The following is a 17,837-nucleotide window of genomic DNA, read 5'->3' as shown; positions in this document are numbered from 1 at the left end:
GTGTCGCACTCGGGCGAGCAGGTGCTCTACCAGGCGATGGGACAGTGGGGCATTGTGCCCGCTGCACAGCCGCCCTCACCGGGTGATGGAGCGCTCGACCTGTCGGGCCTGCAGATGCAGGTCAACCCGCGGGCCGAGTGGCAGCAGATCTTCGACGATGCCTGGCGCTTCAACCGCGACTACCTCTACGTGGATAACTACCACGGCGCCGACTGGGACGAGGTGCGCGCCCTGTACGAGCCGTGGCTCGACCATGTGCATCATCGCGCCGACCTCAACTACGTGCTGGCGCTCATGATCGGTGAGCTCTCGCTCGGGCACACCTACGTGGGCGGCGGCGACATTCCCGACGGCGACGGCCCCGGCACCGGACTGCTGGGCGCCGACCTCGTGGCCGATGGCGACCGCTACCGCATCGAACGGATCTACGATGGCGAGCAGTGGAATCCGGGACTGAACGCGCCGCTGCGTACCCCCGGAATGGACGTGGGTGCGGGTGACTACATTCTGGCTGTGGAAGGCCGAGAGCTGACCACCGACATGAATCCGTACGCCCCCTTTGAGGGCACCGTAGGCCGCCCCATTACGCTGCTTATCAATGACGAACCTACCACAGAGGGCGCCCGCGAAATCACCGTAGAGCCTGTGGCAAGCGAAGCCGGACTGCGCACCCGCGCCTGGGTGGAAGACAACCGCCGCTACGTCGAAGAGCAGTCCGACGGCGCGCTCGGCTATGTGTATGTGCCCAACACCGCTCAGGCTGGCTATGAGTCGTTCAACCGCTACTACTTTGCGCAGCAAGACCGCAGCGGCATGGTGATCGACGAGCGCTTCAACGGAGGGGGCTCGGCGGCTGATTACATGGTCGACATCATGGCCCGTGAGCTGCATGGCTTCTTTAACAACCCCATTGGCGACCGCACGCCCTTCACCACGCCGGGCGCTGGCGTGTGGGGGCCGAAGGTGATGATTGCCAACGAAGCCGCAGGCTCGGGCGGCGACCTGCTACCCTACATGTTTCGGCGCATGGAGATCGGGCCCATCGTAGGGCGCCGCACCTGGGGCGGACTCGTGGGGATCTGGGATACGCCGCCCCTCATCGATGGCGGGTTCTTCACCGTGCCACGCGGCGGCTTCCTGGACCTGGACGGCAACTGGGCCGTCGAGAACGAGGGCGTTGCGCCCGACATCCCGGTGGTGCAGACGCCGCGTGAGGTCATCGAAGGCGGCGACCCGCAGCTCGACCGTGCCATCGAGGAGGCTATGATGCGTCTGCCAGAAGACGATCCGATCATTGAGGAGCCGGCTCCGCCCGTGCGTGCGCCTCGCAGCAACCAGTAGGGCACGAGAGCACCGGTCCAACCAACCGCGCAACGCGGACGCTCAGCCTCTCGGCTGGCGTCTGCGTTTTGTGTTTGGGGCATGTTGTATTCGGGGCATGAGGCGGCCTGCGAGAGCGCTGTTCCCTACGGCACATGCACGGTGAGCCGGGTGCCTACGCCAACAACCATTGTGTTAAACTCCGTTTCGACGCCCACCCGGCTGATGAGCGTAACGTGCAGCTGACTGTTCTCCCCCCGGCTGAGAGCAGGCGTACGCACGAAGAGGCGTCCGCCTGCGGTGCGCTGCTGGAACGACTCGGCGTCTGCATCGCCCACGTACTCGCCAAACTGCAGCCGTAAGCGTTGCCAGTACGCACCCAGGCTCACCCCCCACCCATGATCGCCGGAGGGGTGCACGATACGGCGCTGCGCGATGAACGCGTAGTTTTTCGTGATCAGCGGGGTATGGCTCGCCGTAAAGAAATAGGGCCCAGTCACGCGCACCGTTGCATTCAGGTCACCTAATACGCCCCCTACGCCCAGCGAAAGCCGGTCGGTCACGTCGGCCGCCAGCCCCACGCCCCCGCTCCACAGTCCGAGCGGATTGAATGCATCGGGCGTGCCGTCGTCCGGCGCCTCGGGCCCGAAGACCTGCTGCACTACGCGTTGCTCGTAGCGGCTGGAGGTCACGTAATGCGTATTGAGAATCTCAACGTGGTCTACGATCTCGCGCAAGGGCGGACGGGGCGATGCCTGCCGCTCATCCGGGTTCACGGGCGTGGTGCGCATCATGAGCTGCTCGCTGGTGGGCTCCGAAAGCGCGCAGCCACCCAGCACGAGGCCGAGCCCCAGACCAAGTCCCAGGCAGAAACTATTCAGGAGAGCGCTACGCATCCCCCTGCATCGTCTCTGTCTGCATCGTTTCTGTCTGCATCGTTTCTGTCTGCATCGTTTCTGTCTGAATAGTTTCTGGGCCGACAGCAGCATGTGGCGAACGGGCATTGCAGATTGGGCGTATGCAGACATCAAGACACCGCCAATATAGTGCCGCGCCGCCTGTCACGCAATTTGCTGTCCCGCCGTCCATGGCCGACCTCGTTACCATCGCGCAGTTCAACGCCCCCCACAATGCCCACTTTGCCCGGATGCAGCTTGAAGACGCCGACATCCCGTGCCGCATCATCCACGAAGACATGACCGGCCTCACGATGTTCTTCTCGCAGAAAGCCGGCGGCGTGAAAGTGCAGGTGCCTGCCGGGTTCGAAGACGAGGCGCGCGAGGTGCTGGCCGACCTGATGGAGGAATGAGCCAGAGTCAGGGGGAGGCGGGGCGCAAAAGCCAGCGCCGTAGGTGAAGAGGTGCTCACAGGAGCAATATGCCTGTATCAAGAGGGCGGAAATCGTGCAGATGCAGCCTCTCGTCTTCACATCAACGCCTGGACGCGATTTCGCAGGCGAGATAGCACCCAAGTTCTGCCCGGGGCGCATGCGGTGCGCCTACACGACCCTGGTGCCTGAGGAGTGGGTTGTTCGGGGGCCGCGTGTGCCGTATCATACAGGCACGCCGCTCCGCATCCCATACGTTACCTGTTTTAAGCGCATTATCTGCCCGTGTCTGATTCCTCGTTAGATCGCCGCGTGGTGGGGGCCTGGTCGCTCTATGACTTTGCGAACCAGACCTTTACCACACTGGTTGTTACGTTCGTCTATGCCACGTTCTTCACCGAGGTGATTGCCACCGACTCGGTAACAGGTACCACGCAATGGTCGTGGGCGGTGGCCATTTCGGCGATCCTGGTAGCCGGACTGTCGCCCTACCTCGGAGCCATGGCCGATCGTGGGGGCTATCGCAAGCGGTTCCTGTTTGTGGCGACCGTGGTCTGCATCGCCGGGTCGGTGGCGCTCTACTTTCCGACCGAGGGCGAGGTGCTCTTTGCGCTCTCGGTGTTCGTGGTAGCCAACGTGGCGTTTGAGATCTCGTACGTCTTCTACAACGCCTTTCTACCGGAGATCGCCTCGTCGAAAAATATGGGGCGCGTATCGGGGATCGGCTGGTTCGTGGGCTACATCGGCGGGTTGCTCGGACTGATCGTGGCGCTGTTTGTCTTTGTCTTTCCAGAGCCGCCGCTCTTTGGGATGAACCCCGACACCGGGCAGCACATCCGCGCTACAAATCTGCTCGTGGCGGTGTGGTATGCCGTGTTTGCGATTCCGCTCTTTCTGGTGGTGCCCGAGCCAAAGCGAGGCCTGCTCGACGTTGACGAAAACGATGGGCTGATCCGTGCCACCAACCGGCAGCTGAAGTCTACTTTTCAGTCGATTCGGCGCTACAAAAATACATTCTGGCTGCTGGCGGCCCGCTTCTTCTATAACGATGGGATCGTGACGATCTTTGCGTTTGGCGGCATCTACGCTGCTGGCACCTTCGGATTCACCACCGAGGAGATCATTATCTTCGGCATTGTGCTCAATGTGGCAGCAGGGCTGGGCGCGTTCGCGTTTGGCTACATCGACGACTGGATCGGAGCCAAGCCGACGATCCTCATCAGCATTGTAGGGATTTCGGGGGCGGTGATTCTTGCAGCCGCGGCTCCGACCGAGGCGTGGTTCTGGGTGGCAGGCATCTTGCTGGGGCTGCTCGTAGGTCCCAACCAGGCCTCAAGCCGCTCACTGATGGCACGCTTTACGCCCCCTACGAAAGAAAACGAGTTCTTCGGATTCTTCGCCTTCTCGGGCAAGCTCACCGCGTTTATGGGCCCGCTCTTGCTGGGGTGGTTTACCTCGGTCTTTGCAAGTCAGCGGATTGGCATCACCACGGTGCTGTTCTTTTTCGTTGTGGGCGGTGCGCTGCTGCTCCGCGTCGATGAGGACGAAGGGATCCGCATGGCCGAAGAACTGCCTCCCGATGTAGAGGCTGACGATATCGATGCCGCCCGGGTTGACGATACGACCGGTTCCAGCCAGTAAAGAACGGTCGTTCACCGATAACAGCGCAGCCTGGCTTCGTAACACGGGTTCGCAGTTTGCTGCGGGGTTTCGTTTATTTACATGTGCTTGTCTGTCCTTCTACAAGAAGCCCCGAACGCTACCTATGTCTCTACTTCGCTACTGCGTCTTCACCGTTACACTGGGCGCCTGGGTGCTCCTCGCGCCGCACGCGTGGGCCCAAGATGGCATTCAGCCCGCCGACTACTACCACACCGTTGGCGTTAGCCAGGTAGCGCTCTCGCCCGATGGCTCGCTGCTCGCCTTCACCCGCACCGATCGCAAGGAGGCCGACAACACCCGCCACCGCACCGTCTGGATGCAGGAACTCGTAGACGGCACGCCCGATGGTGAGCCCTTTCGGTTTACAGATGCAAGCGTGCAGTCCTTCAATCCGCGCTGGTCGCCCGATGGCGACGTGCTGGCGATCCAGTCGCAGCGAGGCGACGATCCCAACACCATTCGCTTTCTTCGGGTAACTGCCCCCGGTGGCGAAGCCTTTCAGATCGAAGGCGTCGACCGTCCGCCTGTGTGGAGCCCCGACGGCAGCCAGATCGCGTTCGTGCGTGCCCCCGACGATGACCCCGAGGCTGACGAAGAGAACGGTCTGAATGGCGACGAAGCCCGTCACATCGCGCCAGACGCTATCACATCCACCCTCGACACCACGCGCTTCGACGGACACGTTATCACCCACATGAACTACAAGCGCGACGGCACCTCCGACTGGCTGCCTCATCCTGAGTATCGCGACAAACGGCAGCTGCATGTGGTGGATGCCGAGGGGGGGGAACCGGACATCCGCACCGATCTGCCCTACCACGTACGCAACGTGACGTGGCACCCGGATGGCGAAACCATCTACTTCGTGGGCGACCCCGAGGAGAACGATCCGTTTAGTATGGATCCGACCGCCAACCTCTACGTGCTGCACGCCGACAGCGACGCGCCCGAGTTGTTGCTGGAGATGGAAGGCGGCCAGAGCAGTCCGGCAGTCTCTCCTGATGGCAATCACCTTGCGTTTCAGAGCACGGCTGAGCGCGGTGCCCCAACCAACATCCATCGCGTAGCGCTGAACGACGATGGCACCGCCAACGGCGAACCGCAGAACCTGACGCCCGAGTGGGACCTGCGTCCCGGTAGCCCGCACTGGAGCGCTGACGGCACGCACGTGCGCTTCTCTGCCCAAACGCGTGGCGATGCGCATCTCTTTGCCGTAAATGCCACCGGTGGCTCCGTGGAGCAGGTCACCGAGGGAGCGCGGCGCCTCAGCAGCATCTCGCCGGATGACGACGGCGACTGGATGGCCTACACCGCGACCGACGCGGTGACACCCGCTGAAGTGTTCATCGCCCGCCCCGACGGCTCCGATGAAACGCAGCTTACCGCCTTCAACGAAGAATGGATGGCTGACCGCACCGTACAGCCCGCCGAACCGATCACCTGGACCGTTGAAGACGGCACCGAAATCGAAGGCTGGGTCATCAAACCCGTCGACTACGATCCCGACGAATCCTACCCGATGGTGCTCAAGATTCACGGCGGTCCGCATGCCGCCTATGGCAACACCTGGTTCCAGACCTTCCACGCGCTTTCGGGCTCCGGCATGTTCGTCTTCTATCCAAATCCGCGCGGCTCCTCGGCCTACGGACACGACTTCATGTATGCCACCCGTGGCGAGTGGGGCCTAATGGATGAGGAGGACTTCATGACGGGCATCGATGCGGTACTTGACGAATACGATGCCATCGATCCCGATCGCATTGGGGTCTCTGGGGGCAGCTACGGCGGCTACATGACCAACTGGCTCACCGCCCGCTTCCCCGACCGCTTTGCTGCAGCTGTCACGAGCCGCTCGATCTCCAACTGGGAGAGCATGTACGGCACCTCCGACGCGCAGGGCCTGATGGAGTGGGAGTTCTTCGGCTATCCGTGGGAAGAGCGGGATCTGTATCGCGAGCTTTCGCCCCTCAGCTACGTCGAGAACGTAGAAGCGCCCACGCTCATCATCCACAGCGAGGAGGACTACCGCACACCGATGCCTGAGGGCGAGCAGTGGTTTATGTCGCTCATCAAGCAAGAGGTGCCGGTCGAGTTTGTGCGCTACCCGCGCTCCTCGCATGGCCTTTCGCGCACCGGCGAGCCATGGCTCTTAGTCGACCGAATGGAGCGCCTGCGCAGCTGGTTCGACCACTGGCTGGCGGAGTAGCGTGCCCGAACAAGATGACGTAGTGTAGCGGATGCGCCCGGTTTCTCCCTAAAGAGGCCGGGCGCTTTGTTTTTGGTACTGACGCAGTTGACGTGTCACCTTGCATCACGTATCCTGTGTCGTATCAAATCGCTGCCCTTGCCTGCCCATCTAAACCTCCATGCTACCCGATCAAGTTGAGTCTCCAGAGATACCGAGCGACGCGCCCTTCGAAAACGACAAGCTCAACCGTGAACCCACCGCTGACTTCTTGACGGATTTGCTCAGTTCTGCAGAGGAGCCATACGTCATGAGTCTCAACGCGCCGTGGGGCACCGGCAAAACCACGTTTGTAGAGATGTGGGCGCGAAAACTGAAAAATCAGGGCTACACATCGCTCTATTTCAACGCATGGGAAAATGACTTTGCTGATGACCCGCTCATTGCGTTCATCGATGCAATTGATGAGTTGGTCATTGAACATAGCGGAAGCGAGACATCAGAAGCCTTGAAGGAAATGGGTGGAAAACTTTTGAAGCGCGCTATTCCCTTAGCAATCCAGCTTGGCTCACTCGGAGTGATGGATGGTGAAACCCGTGAGCTCATTGCAGGCGCACTGGTAGAAGGGAGCAGCGACCTGATTGATGCACATCACCAGAAGAAAGATGCAGTTGATGACTTCAAAGAAGAGTTAGAGACCTTTGTCAATGACCTGAGCAATGGTAAAGACGAGTACGAAAAAGACGGGCTACTTTTCTTCTTCGTGGATGAGTTGGACCGGTGCCGCCCCGACTTTGCCGTTGAGCTGCTGGAACGGATCAAGCACCTGTTCAATGTGCCGGGCATTGTCTTCATACTTGTCACCAATCCCAATCAACTCCGGCATTCTATCAAAGCGATGTACGGGCAGGGCATGAACGCCAAAGGCTACCTGCGCCGCTTCGTGAACCTGGACTACAAGCTCCCAGACCCCGAGCCTGGACGGTTCGCCCAGTTTCTCTTCGACCACCATGGGTTGGGAAACTTTCGTGTTGCAAAGTCTCGTTTTAGTTCTCCTGCAGGTGATAACGATTCTAAGTTAATACGTGCCGTTATGGCATGGTCGTGTGAAGCATTCGATCTGAAACTACGAGCGCAGAAGCAGTACTTTGTTCGTCTTGCGTTAGTGCATCATGTTATCAGTAAGCGAAACGCCATTCCTCTTGCAGCACGAGCCTTTCTGGCATTTCTTATCGCGCTGCGCAGGAAACGAGAAGAGTTGTACAATGACCTGCAGCACGACAAATCAAAACACAAGGAAATTGACGGATTGATCAACTCCCTGGCAGCCTGGGAGACCAGTTCTGGCAACGTTGACCCAACCATCCTGAAAGCTGCCTTAGATATTTCATACTGCCCCGATGATGAGCAATATAATAGCTACCGGAGAAGTCAGAGCGATAAAATATATGATGTGAGTCATGGAGCGAAAAAACAGCCATCCAGCATTTCAAGACTGAGCACCAGCGTGACTTTGAACAAAGCACATTCGTTCTCTACCTATTACGAGCATACTAAAGAACTTAAGAACTACAACATCCACTTCGAGCAAGAACTGATCGACCTTATTGAACTTGCTGCTCCAGCGCAGCAGCAGTAGACCTTCGCTTTTATCTGGTTATCTCCCCACCTCAGCCATGCATACCTTAACACAATTTGCAGCCACGCTGTGCAGCATGGCGCTACTGCTTAGCTTCGCGCTCACCACTCCAGTCAAAGGGCAACCCATCCCCGAGGGCGTCTCGGCGGCTGATGCTGCTACGCCCGAAGCCGCCCAGGTGCTGACCGCTGTCGATGCCCTGTTCGACGCGATGCGGAACCGCGATGGCGACGCCGCCCGCGCTGTTCTGCACCCCGACGCCCGCATGACTGTTGTCCGTGCCGATGCCGACACCGCACTTCCAGACGTGCAAACCACCGACGGGTTTGTCGATGCCCTTGAAAGCGGCGATACGCCCTGGAACGAACCCTACTTCGACCCCGAGGTGCGGATCGATGGCGACCTTGCCCACGTCTGGATGTTTTTCCAGTTCTACGAAGGCGACACGTTCAGCCACTGCGGTTCCAACTCCATCCAGTTGCTTCACGACAGCAACGTCTGGCGCATCACCTTCATTGCCTACACCCACCGTACTACCGATTGCCGCCGGGAGTAGTACTCTGTCACACCTGATTGTTAGGGGCCGAAATTGTCATCGCGAGGAGGGAGCCCTGCGACTGACGCGGTGCTGTGAGCGCTAGCGAACGAGTACTCCGGGGTGCGATCTTATGCCGTTGATTGGGCGGCTGCATCCGGTCTGATAGCATGAGATTGCTTCGCTGCGCTCGCAATGACAGGATTGTGCGTTATTCTCGGTACGTTAGAGGGTGCATGTGTTACCCGAAGATTGACCTGTGACAGACAAGTAGCATACCCTGGATCAACACGTCGAATGAATCAGCGCGCCGGTGGGCTGTTTGGTGCGCAGTTCGTTGTAGCGCTGCACGGCCCGCTCGGTGTCTAAAACGTGCACATCGATGCCCTCTTCGTCAAGGAAAGCGAGCGTCTCGTCTTTCACTTGCAGACGCTCGTGGAAGCCCTGCGCCAGCACAACGGCTTCGGCGCCGTGGTCGAGGAGTTCGCGCACATCGGCGGGCTGGATGCCGGGCGTATGCGAGGTGCCCGTCTCGTTCCAGTCCCACCCCCGCGCGCCGCCCGGATACAGCTTCGCATCTTTGAACGGCTCGGGAAAGCCCTCAACGGTAACGCTACCCCACGAAACAGACGTGATCGATGGTGCGGTGCTTGTAGCCATAATGCGTGTGCTAATCTGTTTAACAGATCGTCGCCGTTGCTACAAAAACCAGCCAGATGCCGCAAAGGATTCGCGCGGGGCACACACGTCTTCGCCTCCTCATAGAGCTATCACACGCCCACAACCAAACGTGCCGATGCGCAGTCTGTCTACACATCGGCACGGAGTCGGCCCGGGAATGGGGACGGTGGTCTCAGTTAGGTAGACCCACAAAGGAACCTTTGAGTATGTCATTGCGGGGAGCGCCAGCGACGTGGCGCCGTGAGCGCAGCGAGGAAGTGCTCTTGGAATGCAAGTCTTGTGCCTTACAAGCAAGACAAACCGCTCTAACTGGCACATGAGATCGCCGCGTCGGTCGCAACCTCCCTCCTCGCGATGACAATGTGTAAACGTATTTTTGCTGAGCTACTTAATTAAAACGTGAAGTACCGCACAGTCGGCCTCATCATGTGCTCAGCGATGGCCGGTGGCTGCGCGACGCCGATGCCCTCGATCAGATCCGACTCGTCGGCATCGGTGTTGGGCAGGTAGATCGCGCAGACCTCAACGGTGCTGCCCTCGTTTATCAGGCGCTGCAGGAGCTGCTGTGGAGTGCGGTCGGCAGGCTGAAAAACCGGGAACTCCTCGTTAGCCAGGGCGAGGCGTCCGCCGTCGCCGCAGAGAAGCACGCGCACCGAGGCACCCTGGTTGAGGGATTGGTTGGCGAGTACCATCGCCATCATCTGGGTCTGTGCATCATCGGAGGTGACAACTACGAACAGTTCGTCGGGGTCGTCAGCCTGGGCCTGGGCTGTAGTCATCGATCCGAGGAAGAGGCCGGCAACAAGAGTTGCGAAGAAAGCAAAATAGCGCATGGGAAGCAGGGTAATCTGAGGAAGGTGACTTGTTACTACAAGTTGTGTATTCCTATGCCTGCATACAAGTTGCCGGGTCTGGCTATGATTGTTGTGAAAACGAAGCCGGGTCGCATCCACCTGGTCTATGATAGACCGGGAGTGGTTATGCTGCAAGCAGCTGGTCGGCGAGGTCGTGCAGGTCAGTTGCCGTGTGGTCGGGTGGCGCGGCGAGCGGATCGGGGACAACGCCGCTGCGCAGGAGGAGCGTAGCCGGGCAGCCTGCGCGCATGGCGCCGGCCACATCCCACGTGTGCGCTGCCACAAACCCCATGTCGCGCGCAGAGACGCCGAGCACATCCATGGCCATGTGGTAGGGGTCAGGGGCAGGCTTCAGGCGGCGGACAGCATGCGCGGAGAGGATCTCGTCGAAGAACGGGGTGAGTCCGGCATGGTCGAGTTGAGCGTGCAACACATCGGGGGCGCCGTTGCTGAGGGCCGCCAGACGTAGGTCGGCACTGGCGAGGCGCTCCAGCGCGCCGGGGACATCCGGGTGCGGGGGGAGCCGGCGCACGGTGTCGAGAATGGCACGACGCTCCGCCTCCGATAGTGCTCTGTCGTGGCGGGCGGCTACCATCGTGAGGGCGGCATCGGCAATCTGACTAAAGTCGGCATACGTATCGAGCACCGTCGTGACCAGTGCCGACTGCAGTACCTGGGCAAACCATTCAGTGCGTACATTGGGCGTATCGAAGGCAGCGTCGAACGGCGCGTCGAGGGCACTCAGGTCGAGGAGCGTCTCGTTGACATCGAATACGAGCGTGGGCGCCATGGCAGTAGAATGATCGTGGGAAGAGCAAGCCTCCCAAAAATACATAGAGGCTTTGTGGGATGCGACTTTTCTTTCATGCGTTATTTCTGGATGCTGTATGCTGTCTTCTGTGTTATGAAATGATTATCGCTTCCTATGCAGCCTGCATCTGCGCGTCTGAATCCGTCTCGTCTTGTGTTTTTCGCAGTGCTGATCGGTGCTATGCTTGCGAGCAGCGGGGTGCAGAGCGCGTGGGCGCAAAGCGACTGGAGCGTGACCTCACATCTGCGCACCGGCTACTATGGCACCTGGGGGGAGACGCGCGACGGTTCGCAGATTGACGATCACTCGCTATCGGGACGGCTCCGTGTGCGTCCATCGTGGCAGCCGGTATCGTGGGGCAGCGTACATGCCTCGGGGGCCATCCGCTTTGCCTCCACCCAGCCGGGCTGGACCGTGCGTGGACTCGGCTACTATCCGGGAAGTGGAGGCTATGCCCCGGGCGACATTGGGATCGACGGGCTGTTTGCGCGCTGGCAGCCTAACAAGCAGTGGCAGGTGGATGCGGGGCGCCTGCGCCTGGGGCTGGGCCTGCCCGATCTGATGGGGCGCGCACTGCATCGCAACGACGGGTCGAACATTGCTGTGCAGTGGACCGACGGCGTGCATGTGCAGCACCGCTTCACATCGCACGAAACCGCACACGTGGCAGCCTTTCACACGCCAAGTCCGCCCACCACGGCCTTCCGAAGTCCGCTACGGTTCACCGCGTCAGGGAGCAGCATCGGGGGGTTTGGGCTGCTCGAAAGCACGCGCCCGGTCGGTCCGCTCGTGCATCACGGACTGCATGTGAGCGTGCTTCCAGCCGCTGCGCCTACCGGACCCAACAGCGAAAAGACGTACGTGGCGGTGTCGCTCCACAGCATGGCCGAGAGGGCCATCGGAGATGAGGCGCGTGTGGCCGTAGCGGCCGAGGTCGGGTGGGTGCCAACGCCGCTTTCGAATGAGGTGCTCGGGCTGAATCCGGATGCCACGCTCGACCCGATCGGACTGCAAGCCTCGCTCAACCTGCTCGACGTAGGCGGAGCCCACTCGTTTGCAGTGCAAGGAGGGCTGAACAGTCCGCACTGGCTCATCTCGACCGACTTCCGCCCGAACGATTGGATGACGGAAGCCCGCTACTACTGGCGCTTCCACGAAAACTTTCGATTCGACGCACGCCTGCGCCTGCGTCAGGAGCGTTGGCAGCAGGTAGGGGCCGTGCAGCGCCGCACCCAGTACGACACGTACATCCGGCTGAACGTCTACCTGCCGTAGCGGCGCGTATCAGTCGGTTGTTGGGTACAGAGGGATGCGAAATGGGGGCGTTGCTATGCAGGGTGCGGCTCGGGCTCCAGCCGTTCGGGGTGGTCGAGATACCACTGCACCGTCTCTTGCAGTCCCGTATGGAAATTGGTGGTGGGCTGCCAGTCGAGGGCGTCGCGGGTGGCCGAGGCGTCAAGCGCATAGCGGTAGTCGTGTCCAGCCCGGTCGTCGACGAAGGTGATGAGGTCGGCATACGAGCCGTCACTTGAGCGCGGGCGTTCCGCATCCAACAGGCCGCAGAGCATGTGCACCAGTTCGATGTTGCGCAGTTCGCGTCCGCCGCCCACCAGGTAGGTTTCGCCAGGCGTGCCATGGGTGTAGGCCCGATGCAGGGCGCGGGCGTGATCGTCGACGTAGATCCAGTCGCGCACGTTGCTGCCGTCGCCGTAGACGGGGATGGGATCGCCGTTCAGCGCGTTGCGCAGCACCACCGGAATCAGCTTCTCGGGGTACTGCCGCGGGCCGTAGGTGTTGGAGCCATTGGTGATGAGCGTGGGCAGTCCGTAGGTGTGGTGCCAGGCGCGCACGAAGTGATCGGAGGCAGCCTTGCTGGCGGCGTAGGGCGAGCGCGGTGCGTAGGGCGAATCGGGCTGGAAGCGTCCTGCATCGCCCAGTTGTCCGAAGACCTCGTCGGTCGAGATATGCACGAACCGGAAGCGTGCCTGTGCCTCGGTATCGAGCGACTCGTAGTGCGCAAGGGCGGCTTCGAGCAGGCTTACCGTGCCCTGCACGTTGGTCGTTACGAACGGAGCGGGTCCGTCGATCGAGCGGTCGACGTGCGATTCGGCGGCCAGGTGCAGCACGCCTGCAGGCTGGTGCGCTTCGAACACTGCGTGCATCGCCTCGGTGTCGGCGATATCGGCTTCGACGAGCGTGTGTCGCGGATGCGAGCGGGCCGGACCCAGATTGCGCGGGTCGCCCGCATACGTGAGGACATCCACCGTGACGATGCGGTGGTCGGTGGCATCGAGCAGGTGGCGCACCAACGCCGACCCGATAAAGCCACATCCACCCGTTACCAGCAACGCATCAGACATAAGAGATCGTTTTAAGTGAGTCTACAAAAGAATCTTTGAGCATGTCATTGCGAGGAGCGCCAGCAACGCGGCGCTGTGAGCGCAGCGAGGGAGTGCCTTTAGGGTGCAATCTTCTGCCTTCAAACGGGGCGGCATTGCCCAATCGGGAGCCATGAGATCGCCGCGTCGGTCGCAGGCTCCCTCCTCGCGATGACAAGGTGTAAATGTATTTTTCTGATCTACTTAATCTGAGTGGAGATGCAGCGGCGCTGTGTCTCCATCGCTGCGTCTCCCAAACAGCCCTTCGCACATCACCCCACAAACCGATCCACCCACGCCATCAGTTCCGGGCGGTTTAGGAGCCATGCGCTGCCCAGGTACACCACGATATATGTGCCCCCCACGAGGGGAGCCACGACCCAGATGGATGCGCCGGCGAGGAGCGCCCACAGGCCAAGCGCCGGAAGCGCCGCCGCAATCGCGAGTCCGGTGAGCGTCGCCATGGTGCGCCCGTCTACAAGCGAAAGCGTGGGCAGATGCGTACGCAGGGCACGCCTCAGCAGGATAAACTCGACCCAGGCACCCACGCTGGCCCCGAGGCTGAGTCCGAGTGCGCCCAGGAAAAGCGGGTCGTCGGTCGCGACGGGTACCAGGTCCGGTACGGCGGTCGTATCCAGCCAGAGCATAAGCGGCACGGCTATCGCGGTTGAGATCACCACACGCACCACCGCCAGCCGGGCGGGCGTTTTGGCATCGTTCAGCGCATAGAACGCGTTTTGGAGGAGGCGCGATACGGTGGTGGCCAGGATACCCAGTGCGTATCCCCCCAGCACAATGTAGACGAGCCAGTTGCTTTGCGCATCGAACTGACCGGTGCGCAGGAGCAGACCCACCACGAGAAACCCGAAGCAGAGGTATCCCACGATGGTAGGGATCGTGAGGAACGCGATCTGGTGGATGGAGCGGCGCATACGCGTGCCGAAGGTTTTGGCACGCTCGGTGGTAAGGCGCGAGAGTTCGGGCAGTTCAGAGGCGGCTACAGAGATGCCAAAGAGGCTGACGGGCAGCAGGTAGAAGATCTGAGCGTAGCGCACGGCGCTCTGCGCGCCCACAGCGAGGAGCGAAGCCAGAAACAGATCGATGTAGCCCGAGATCTGCGCCACGCCACGCCCGGCGACGACCGGTCCGAACGCCCGAATGGCCTCGCGCACGCCCTCCACGCGGGTCGAGATGGAGAGGTAGAGCCGGTCGAGGTGCTGCCAGACAAACGGCAGCTGGATGCCAAACTGCAGGAGTCCGCCTCCCACGGCGCCAAAGCAGGCGATAAGCAAGAGCCGCGAGAGCGCGTCGCTGGTGAGCGCATCTGGAGCACCGGGCGTGCCGCTAAGGAAGTAGGCCCCGCCAATGAGCGTGCCAATGATAGCGACGTTCCAGAGCGCTGGGGCCACGTACGGCACGAAAAACTGGCGGTGGCTGTTGAGGATGCCGAGGGCCCATGCTGAGAGCACCAGAATGCCCGCCATCGGGAAGATGATGCGCACGGCCTGCACGGCCAGCTCAAACCGGTTGATGCTGAGGGTGCCTGCTGCTACGCGCTCCGCATCCCCCAGATAGCCGGGGGCGAGTACGGCCACGACCGGTTCAGCCAATGCAATGCCTGCCAGCACAACGAGCCCGACCACCACACAGAGGAGTCCGAAGATGGCCCCGGCAAAGCGGGCGGCAGCTTCGGGGCGGTCTTCGTCAATCAAGCGGCTGTAGACGGGAATGAACGCCGCTGAGATGGTGCCCTCGCCCAGCAGGTTCTGCAGCAGATTGGGCGCACGAAAGGCCACCTGCCATACGTCGGCATGGGCGCCTACGCCAAAGTAGAACGCGACGGCGCGCTCACGCAGCAGGCCCAGGATCTTGCTCACGAAAATGCCCAGCGCAACGACGCCCGCGGCGCTGGACGATGGCGACGCGTTGTTGGAGTGGTCGTCCGCATCGGGGGCCCCTTCTGGGGACTCATCAGGGGCAGGCGGTGGGGCCTCGTCAGCAGACATTAAACAGGGCGTTTAGAGCGAGCAGAAGCGGACCGGGTGTGTGCGGGCGCATTATGTTGTAAGACGCTTGAGCGATTTACTTCCAGGCGAATAGCTTCTTGGGCGCGAGTTCGCCATCAAGCAGCAGATGGCTGAAGTAGCCCACGACTGCCGCCAGGTAGAAGGGGAGACCGATCCAGGGCGTTTCGGGCAGGTTCAGGTAGGGGACAATGAGAAGGGGAGAAGGCACCAGCAGCATAGCCCACCAGGTGTGCGTCCAACCCCGGTGTTTGCCCACAGCAGGCAAAATTGCGAAGAGTCCAAGGTAGGCGGCCGCCTCGAAGCGGCCGGTGATAATCAGGTAGACGTCTACGATCAGAAACAGCCCGTAGAAGACACGTCGTCCCTTCGAGTCGATATCTACGTCGGGCCAGAGTCCGAAGAGCACGGCGAGTACGAGCAAGGCGACGCTGTACATCAGGGTGCGGACGGGCGCACCGGCTGGGTCGAGGGGAACAGGAATGAGCTCGACGAGCACGACATAGGCGAGTACTGCTGCATAGACAGCAAATGCGACCAGCGCGCCCGTAATGTGGCCTTTGTATCCAGGCATAGGAATGGGGGGATGGCTACTGCATAAACAAAACCAACACTCAGGCGAACGTCCTGCCGGGCACGCGGCGTTCCGCGTGAGCGGAAACAGGCTCAGGAACTGCTCGACTCGTCTGCCTGTTCTGCGACGGCGCCGTGCATCTGCAGGTATTGTACAGCCAGCAGATAGCCTGCCGGACCAAGGCCACTAATCTGTCCCATACACGCCGGTGCGATGCGTGACGTGCGGCGAAAGTCTTCGCGCGCATGAATGTTCGAGAGATGCACCTCTACTACCGGGGTTGCAATCGCCTCGACGGCATCGTGCAGCGCCACCGACGTATGGGTGTAGCCGCCAGGATTAAAGATGACACCAGCAAAGTCTTCTGCGTAGGCCTGATGGAGGGTATCGATGAGCACCCCTTCGTGATTGCTCTGCGTCCACTGAAACGTGATATCAGGGAAGGTCGCTGAGATCTTCTGCTCAAGCGAATCGAGCGTTTCGGTGCCGTAATGTTCGGGGTTGCGGGTGCCCAGCAGGTTTAGGTTTGGGCCATTCAAGACAAGGATCATACAGCCAGTAGCAGGTAATCAGTAGGAGGTAATCGGTAGAGCAGGGAAGCGTACAGCAAGATAACGGTTCGAGGCGAAGGCGGAGGCGCGTGGCTGTTCACGAGGGAGCGGTCACGCAGAGCGTGAGTCCATCGTAGCCCAGGTGGATACCGTCAGGAAGCTGGTTATCTTGCTCCGCGTGAAGCACGTCGTGCGTCATGTGGATGAAGTACGTATCGCGTGCGTCAATCCGTTTCGCCATAGCAATACCTTCCTCAAATGAGAAGTGCGTAGGATGGGGACGCGGACGCAGCGCATCCAGTACCACAGTTTCAACGCCGTTGAGGAGGGCCAGGCTGGATTCGGGGATGGAGTTTGCATCGGTCAGGTAGGCAAAGGAGCCGATGCGCCAGCCGGTAGTAGGGGTGGAGCCGTGCTTCATGGGCACAGGCTGCACAGGCACGGCGCACGCGTCGTTGTGCCGGCTGCTTATGGTGAACGACGTATCTACCGAATGCAGGTCTACACGGGCTGCACCGGGGTACGGGTCGTCGCCAAAGATATAGTCGTACTTGCGTTGCAAGGAGCGCGCTGTATCGGCATTACAGTAGCACGGCATGGGGCGCCGGTTACGGTAGAAGTACGGCCGCAGGTCATCAATGCCGGCGGTATGGTCAAAGTGGTGGTGGGTGAAACACACTGCATCGATACGGTCGATGTTGTGCCGGCGCGCCTGCTGACGGAAGTCGGGGCCCGCATCCACAAGAATGCCCAGCGGACCCGCCTCGATATAGCAGGCACAGCGCAGCCGGTCGTCGCGCGGGTCGGGGGAGGTACACACGTCGCAGTCGCACCCGAGAACCGGAACACCTGTTGACGTGCCTGTGCCCAGTAGCGTGATACGAAGGTCGGGCAGAGACGCGTCAGGAGGCATCGGTATCGGGCAGTTCGGTAGAGGCAGGTAGGGGGCTATCGGGATCGGCATCGCGCCAGGCGTCGTGCAGGGCGTCGCGTACGGCGGGCTTCAGGTAGATGGTGTCGAGGGGCGCGTCGCGCAAGCTACGGGCCAGCACGGCCAGGCGCACCTCTTCGGGGTGACGCTTGTTTAGCATAATGACGGCCTGGTTGCCCACCTGACAGCGTCCGCCTTTGAAATTGCCCTTCTCTACGCGCACCTCCATCCCCATTCGCTCGGCGGCGTCGATGAGTTCACTGATGATGGTCGCCGTTTTCATGAGAGACTGTACGATCTAATGCACGGGTAGACCTGATGCTACGGCAGCGATACAGAGCGATACAGGCTCCCGCAGCACTACC

The 17,837-nt window shown here is 60.9% G+C and carries 17 protein-coding genes; 7 read left to right on the top strand and 10 right to left on the bottom strand.

Annotated features, from left to right (window positions below):
• The coding region (locus PPP56_RS07655) for a PDZ domain-containing protein (protein ID WP_353563450.1) at window positions 1-1,341 on the top strand (1,341 nt) is incomplete at its 5' end.
• A 125-nt stretch (window positions 1,342-1,466) separates the two neighbouring features.
• Here PPP56_RS07655 and PPP56_RS07650 read toward each other — a convergent pair.
• Window positions 1,467-2,216 carry a hypothetical protein gene (locus tag PPP56_RS07650; protein WP_353563449.1) on the bottom strand — a complete coding sequence of 250 codons (750 nt, stop codon included), beginning with the start codon at window positions 2,214-2,216 and terminating at the stop codon, window positions 1,467-1,469.
• A gap of 191 nt (window positions 2,217-2,407) precedes the next feature.
• Between PPP56_RS07650 and PPP56_RS07645 the strand changes: the two genes are divergently transcribed.
• The 5 genes from PPP56_RS07645 to PPP56_RS07625 all read left to right on the top strand — a co-directional run bounded on the left by PPP56_RS07645 (window position 2,408) and on the right by PPP56_RS07625 (window position 8,689).
• Complete coding sequence (locus PPP56_RS07645) at window positions 2,408-2,629, top strand: putative signal transducing protein (protein WP_353563448.1); 222 nt, start codon at window positions 2,408-2,410, stop codon at window positions 2,627-2,629.
• A gap of 303 nt (window positions 2,630-2,932) precedes the next feature.
• Window positions 2,933-4,288, top strand: a complete 1,356-nt coding sequence (locus PPP56_RS07640; protein ID WP_353563447.1) for an MFS transporter — start codon at window positions 2,933-2,935, stop codon at window positions 4,286-4,288.
• A gap of 124 nt (window positions 4,289-4,412) precedes the next feature.
• Window positions 4,413-6,515: a S9 family peptidase gene (locus PPP56_RS07635; protein WP_353563446.1), complete on the top strand. Its 2,103-nt coding sequence runs from the start codon at window positions 4,413-4,415 to the stop codon at window positions 6,513-6,515.
• 160 nt (window positions 6,516-6,675) lie between these two features.
• Complete coding sequence (locus tag PPP56_RS07630; RefSeq protein ID WP_353563445.1) at window positions 6,676-8,133, top strand: KAP family P-loop NTPase fold protein; 1,458 nt, start codon at window positions 6,676-6,678, stop codon at window positions 8,131-8,133.
• Between the two features lie 37 nt (window positions 8,134-8,170).
• Window positions 8,171-8,689: a nuclear transport factor 2 family protein gene (locus PPP56_RS07625; protein ID WP_353563444.1), complete on the top strand. Its 519-nt coding sequence runs from the start codon at window positions 8,171-8,173 to the stop codon at window positions 8,687-8,689.
• A 264-nt stretch (window positions 8,690-8,953) separates the two neighbouring features.
• Here the strand turns inward: PPP56_RS07625 and PPP56_RS07620 are convergent, their stop codons facing one another.
• The 3 genes from PPP56_RS07620 to PPP56_RS07610 form a co-directional block, all read right to left on the bottom strand.
• On the bottom strand, window positions 8,954-9,328 hold the full coding sequence (locus PPP56_RS07620) for an Mth938-like domain-containing protein (RefSeq protein WP_353563443.1): 375 nt from the start codon (window positions 9,326-9,328) through the stop codon (window positions 8,954-8,956).
• A gap of 413 nt (window positions 9,329-9,741) precedes the next feature.
• Window positions 9,742-10,182 (bottom strand): DsrE family protein, encoded by a 441-nt coding sequence (locus PPP56_RS07615; RefSeq protein WP_353563442.1) that lies wholly within the window; start codon window positions 10,180-10,182, stop codon window positions 9,742-9,744.
• A 145-nt stretch (window positions 10,183-10,327) separates the two neighbouring features.
• Window positions 10,328-10,993, bottom strand: coding sequence for a haloacid dehalogenase type II (locus PPP56_RS07610; protein ID WP_353563441.1), 666 nt, complete (start codon window positions 10,991-10,993; stop codon window positions 10,328-10,330).
• A gap of 135 nt (window positions 10,994-11,128) precedes the next feature.
• Between PPP56_RS07610 and PPP56_RS07605 the strand changes: the two genes are divergently transcribed.
• Window positions 11,129-12,289, top strand: coding sequence for a hypothetical protein (locus tag PPP56_RS07605; protein WP_353563440.1), 1,161 nt, complete (start codon window positions 11,129-11,131; stop codon window positions 12,287-12,289).
• A gap of 53 nt (window positions 12,290-12,342) precedes the next feature.
• On the opposite strand, the gene rfbB is transcribed toward PPP56_RS07605, so the two are convergent.
• The 6 genes from rfbB to PPP56_RS07575 form a co-directional block, all read right to left on the bottom strand.
• On the bottom strand, window positions 12,343-13,374 hold the full coding sequence (gene rfbB / locus PPP56_RS07600; protein ID WP_353563439.1) for a dTDP-glucose 4,6-dehydratase: 1,032 nt from the start codon (window positions 13,372-13,374) through the stop codon (window positions 12,343-12,345).
• Window positions 13,375-13,664: 290 nt separating this feature from the next.
• On the bottom strand, window positions 13,665-15,398 hold the full coding sequence (gene murJ / locus PPP56_RS07595; protein WP_353563438.1) for a murein biosynthesis integral membrane protein MurJ: 1,734 nt from the start codon (window positions 15,396-15,398) through the stop codon (window positions 13,665-13,667).
• A gap of 76 nt (window positions 15,399-15,474) precedes the next feature.
• Window positions 15,475-15,990, bottom strand: coding sequence for a metal-dependent hydrolase (locus PPP56_RS07590; RefSeq protein ID WP_353563437.1), 516 nt, complete (start codon window positions 15,988-15,990; stop codon window positions 15,475-15,477).
• A gap of 92 nt (window positions 15,991-16,082) precedes the next feature.
• Window positions 16,083-16,541, bottom strand: a complete 459-nt coding sequence (gene aroQ, locus PPP56_RS07585) for a type II 3-dehydroquinate dehydratase (RefSeq protein ID WP_353563436.1) — start codon at window positions 16,539-16,541, stop codon at window positions 16,083-16,085.
• 97 nt (window positions 16,542-16,638) lie between these two features.
• Window positions 16,639-17,454, bottom strand: a complete 816-nt coding sequence (locus PPP56_RS07580) for an MBL fold metallo-hydrolase (protein WP_353563435.1) — start codon at window positions 17,452-17,454, stop codon at window positions 16,639-16,641.
• Window positions 17,444-17,755: a hypothetical protein gene (locus tag PPP56_RS07575; protein WP_353563434.1), complete on the bottom strand. Its 312-nt coding sequence runs from the start codon at window positions 17,753-17,755 to the stop codon at window positions 17,444-17,446. Before PPP56_RS07575 ends, PPP56_RS07580 begins: the two co-directional genes overlap by 11 nt.
• Window positions 17,756-17,837 lie beyond the last annotated feature (82 nt).

The organism is Longimonas sp. (genome assembly GCF_040409695.1).
Lineage (GTDB): Bacteria > Bacteroidota > Rhodothermia > Rhodothermales > Salinibacteraceae > Longimonas.
The sequence above is the reverse complement of the archived record's forward strand: the minus strand, read 5'-3'. Positions and strand labels throughout refer to the sequence as shown.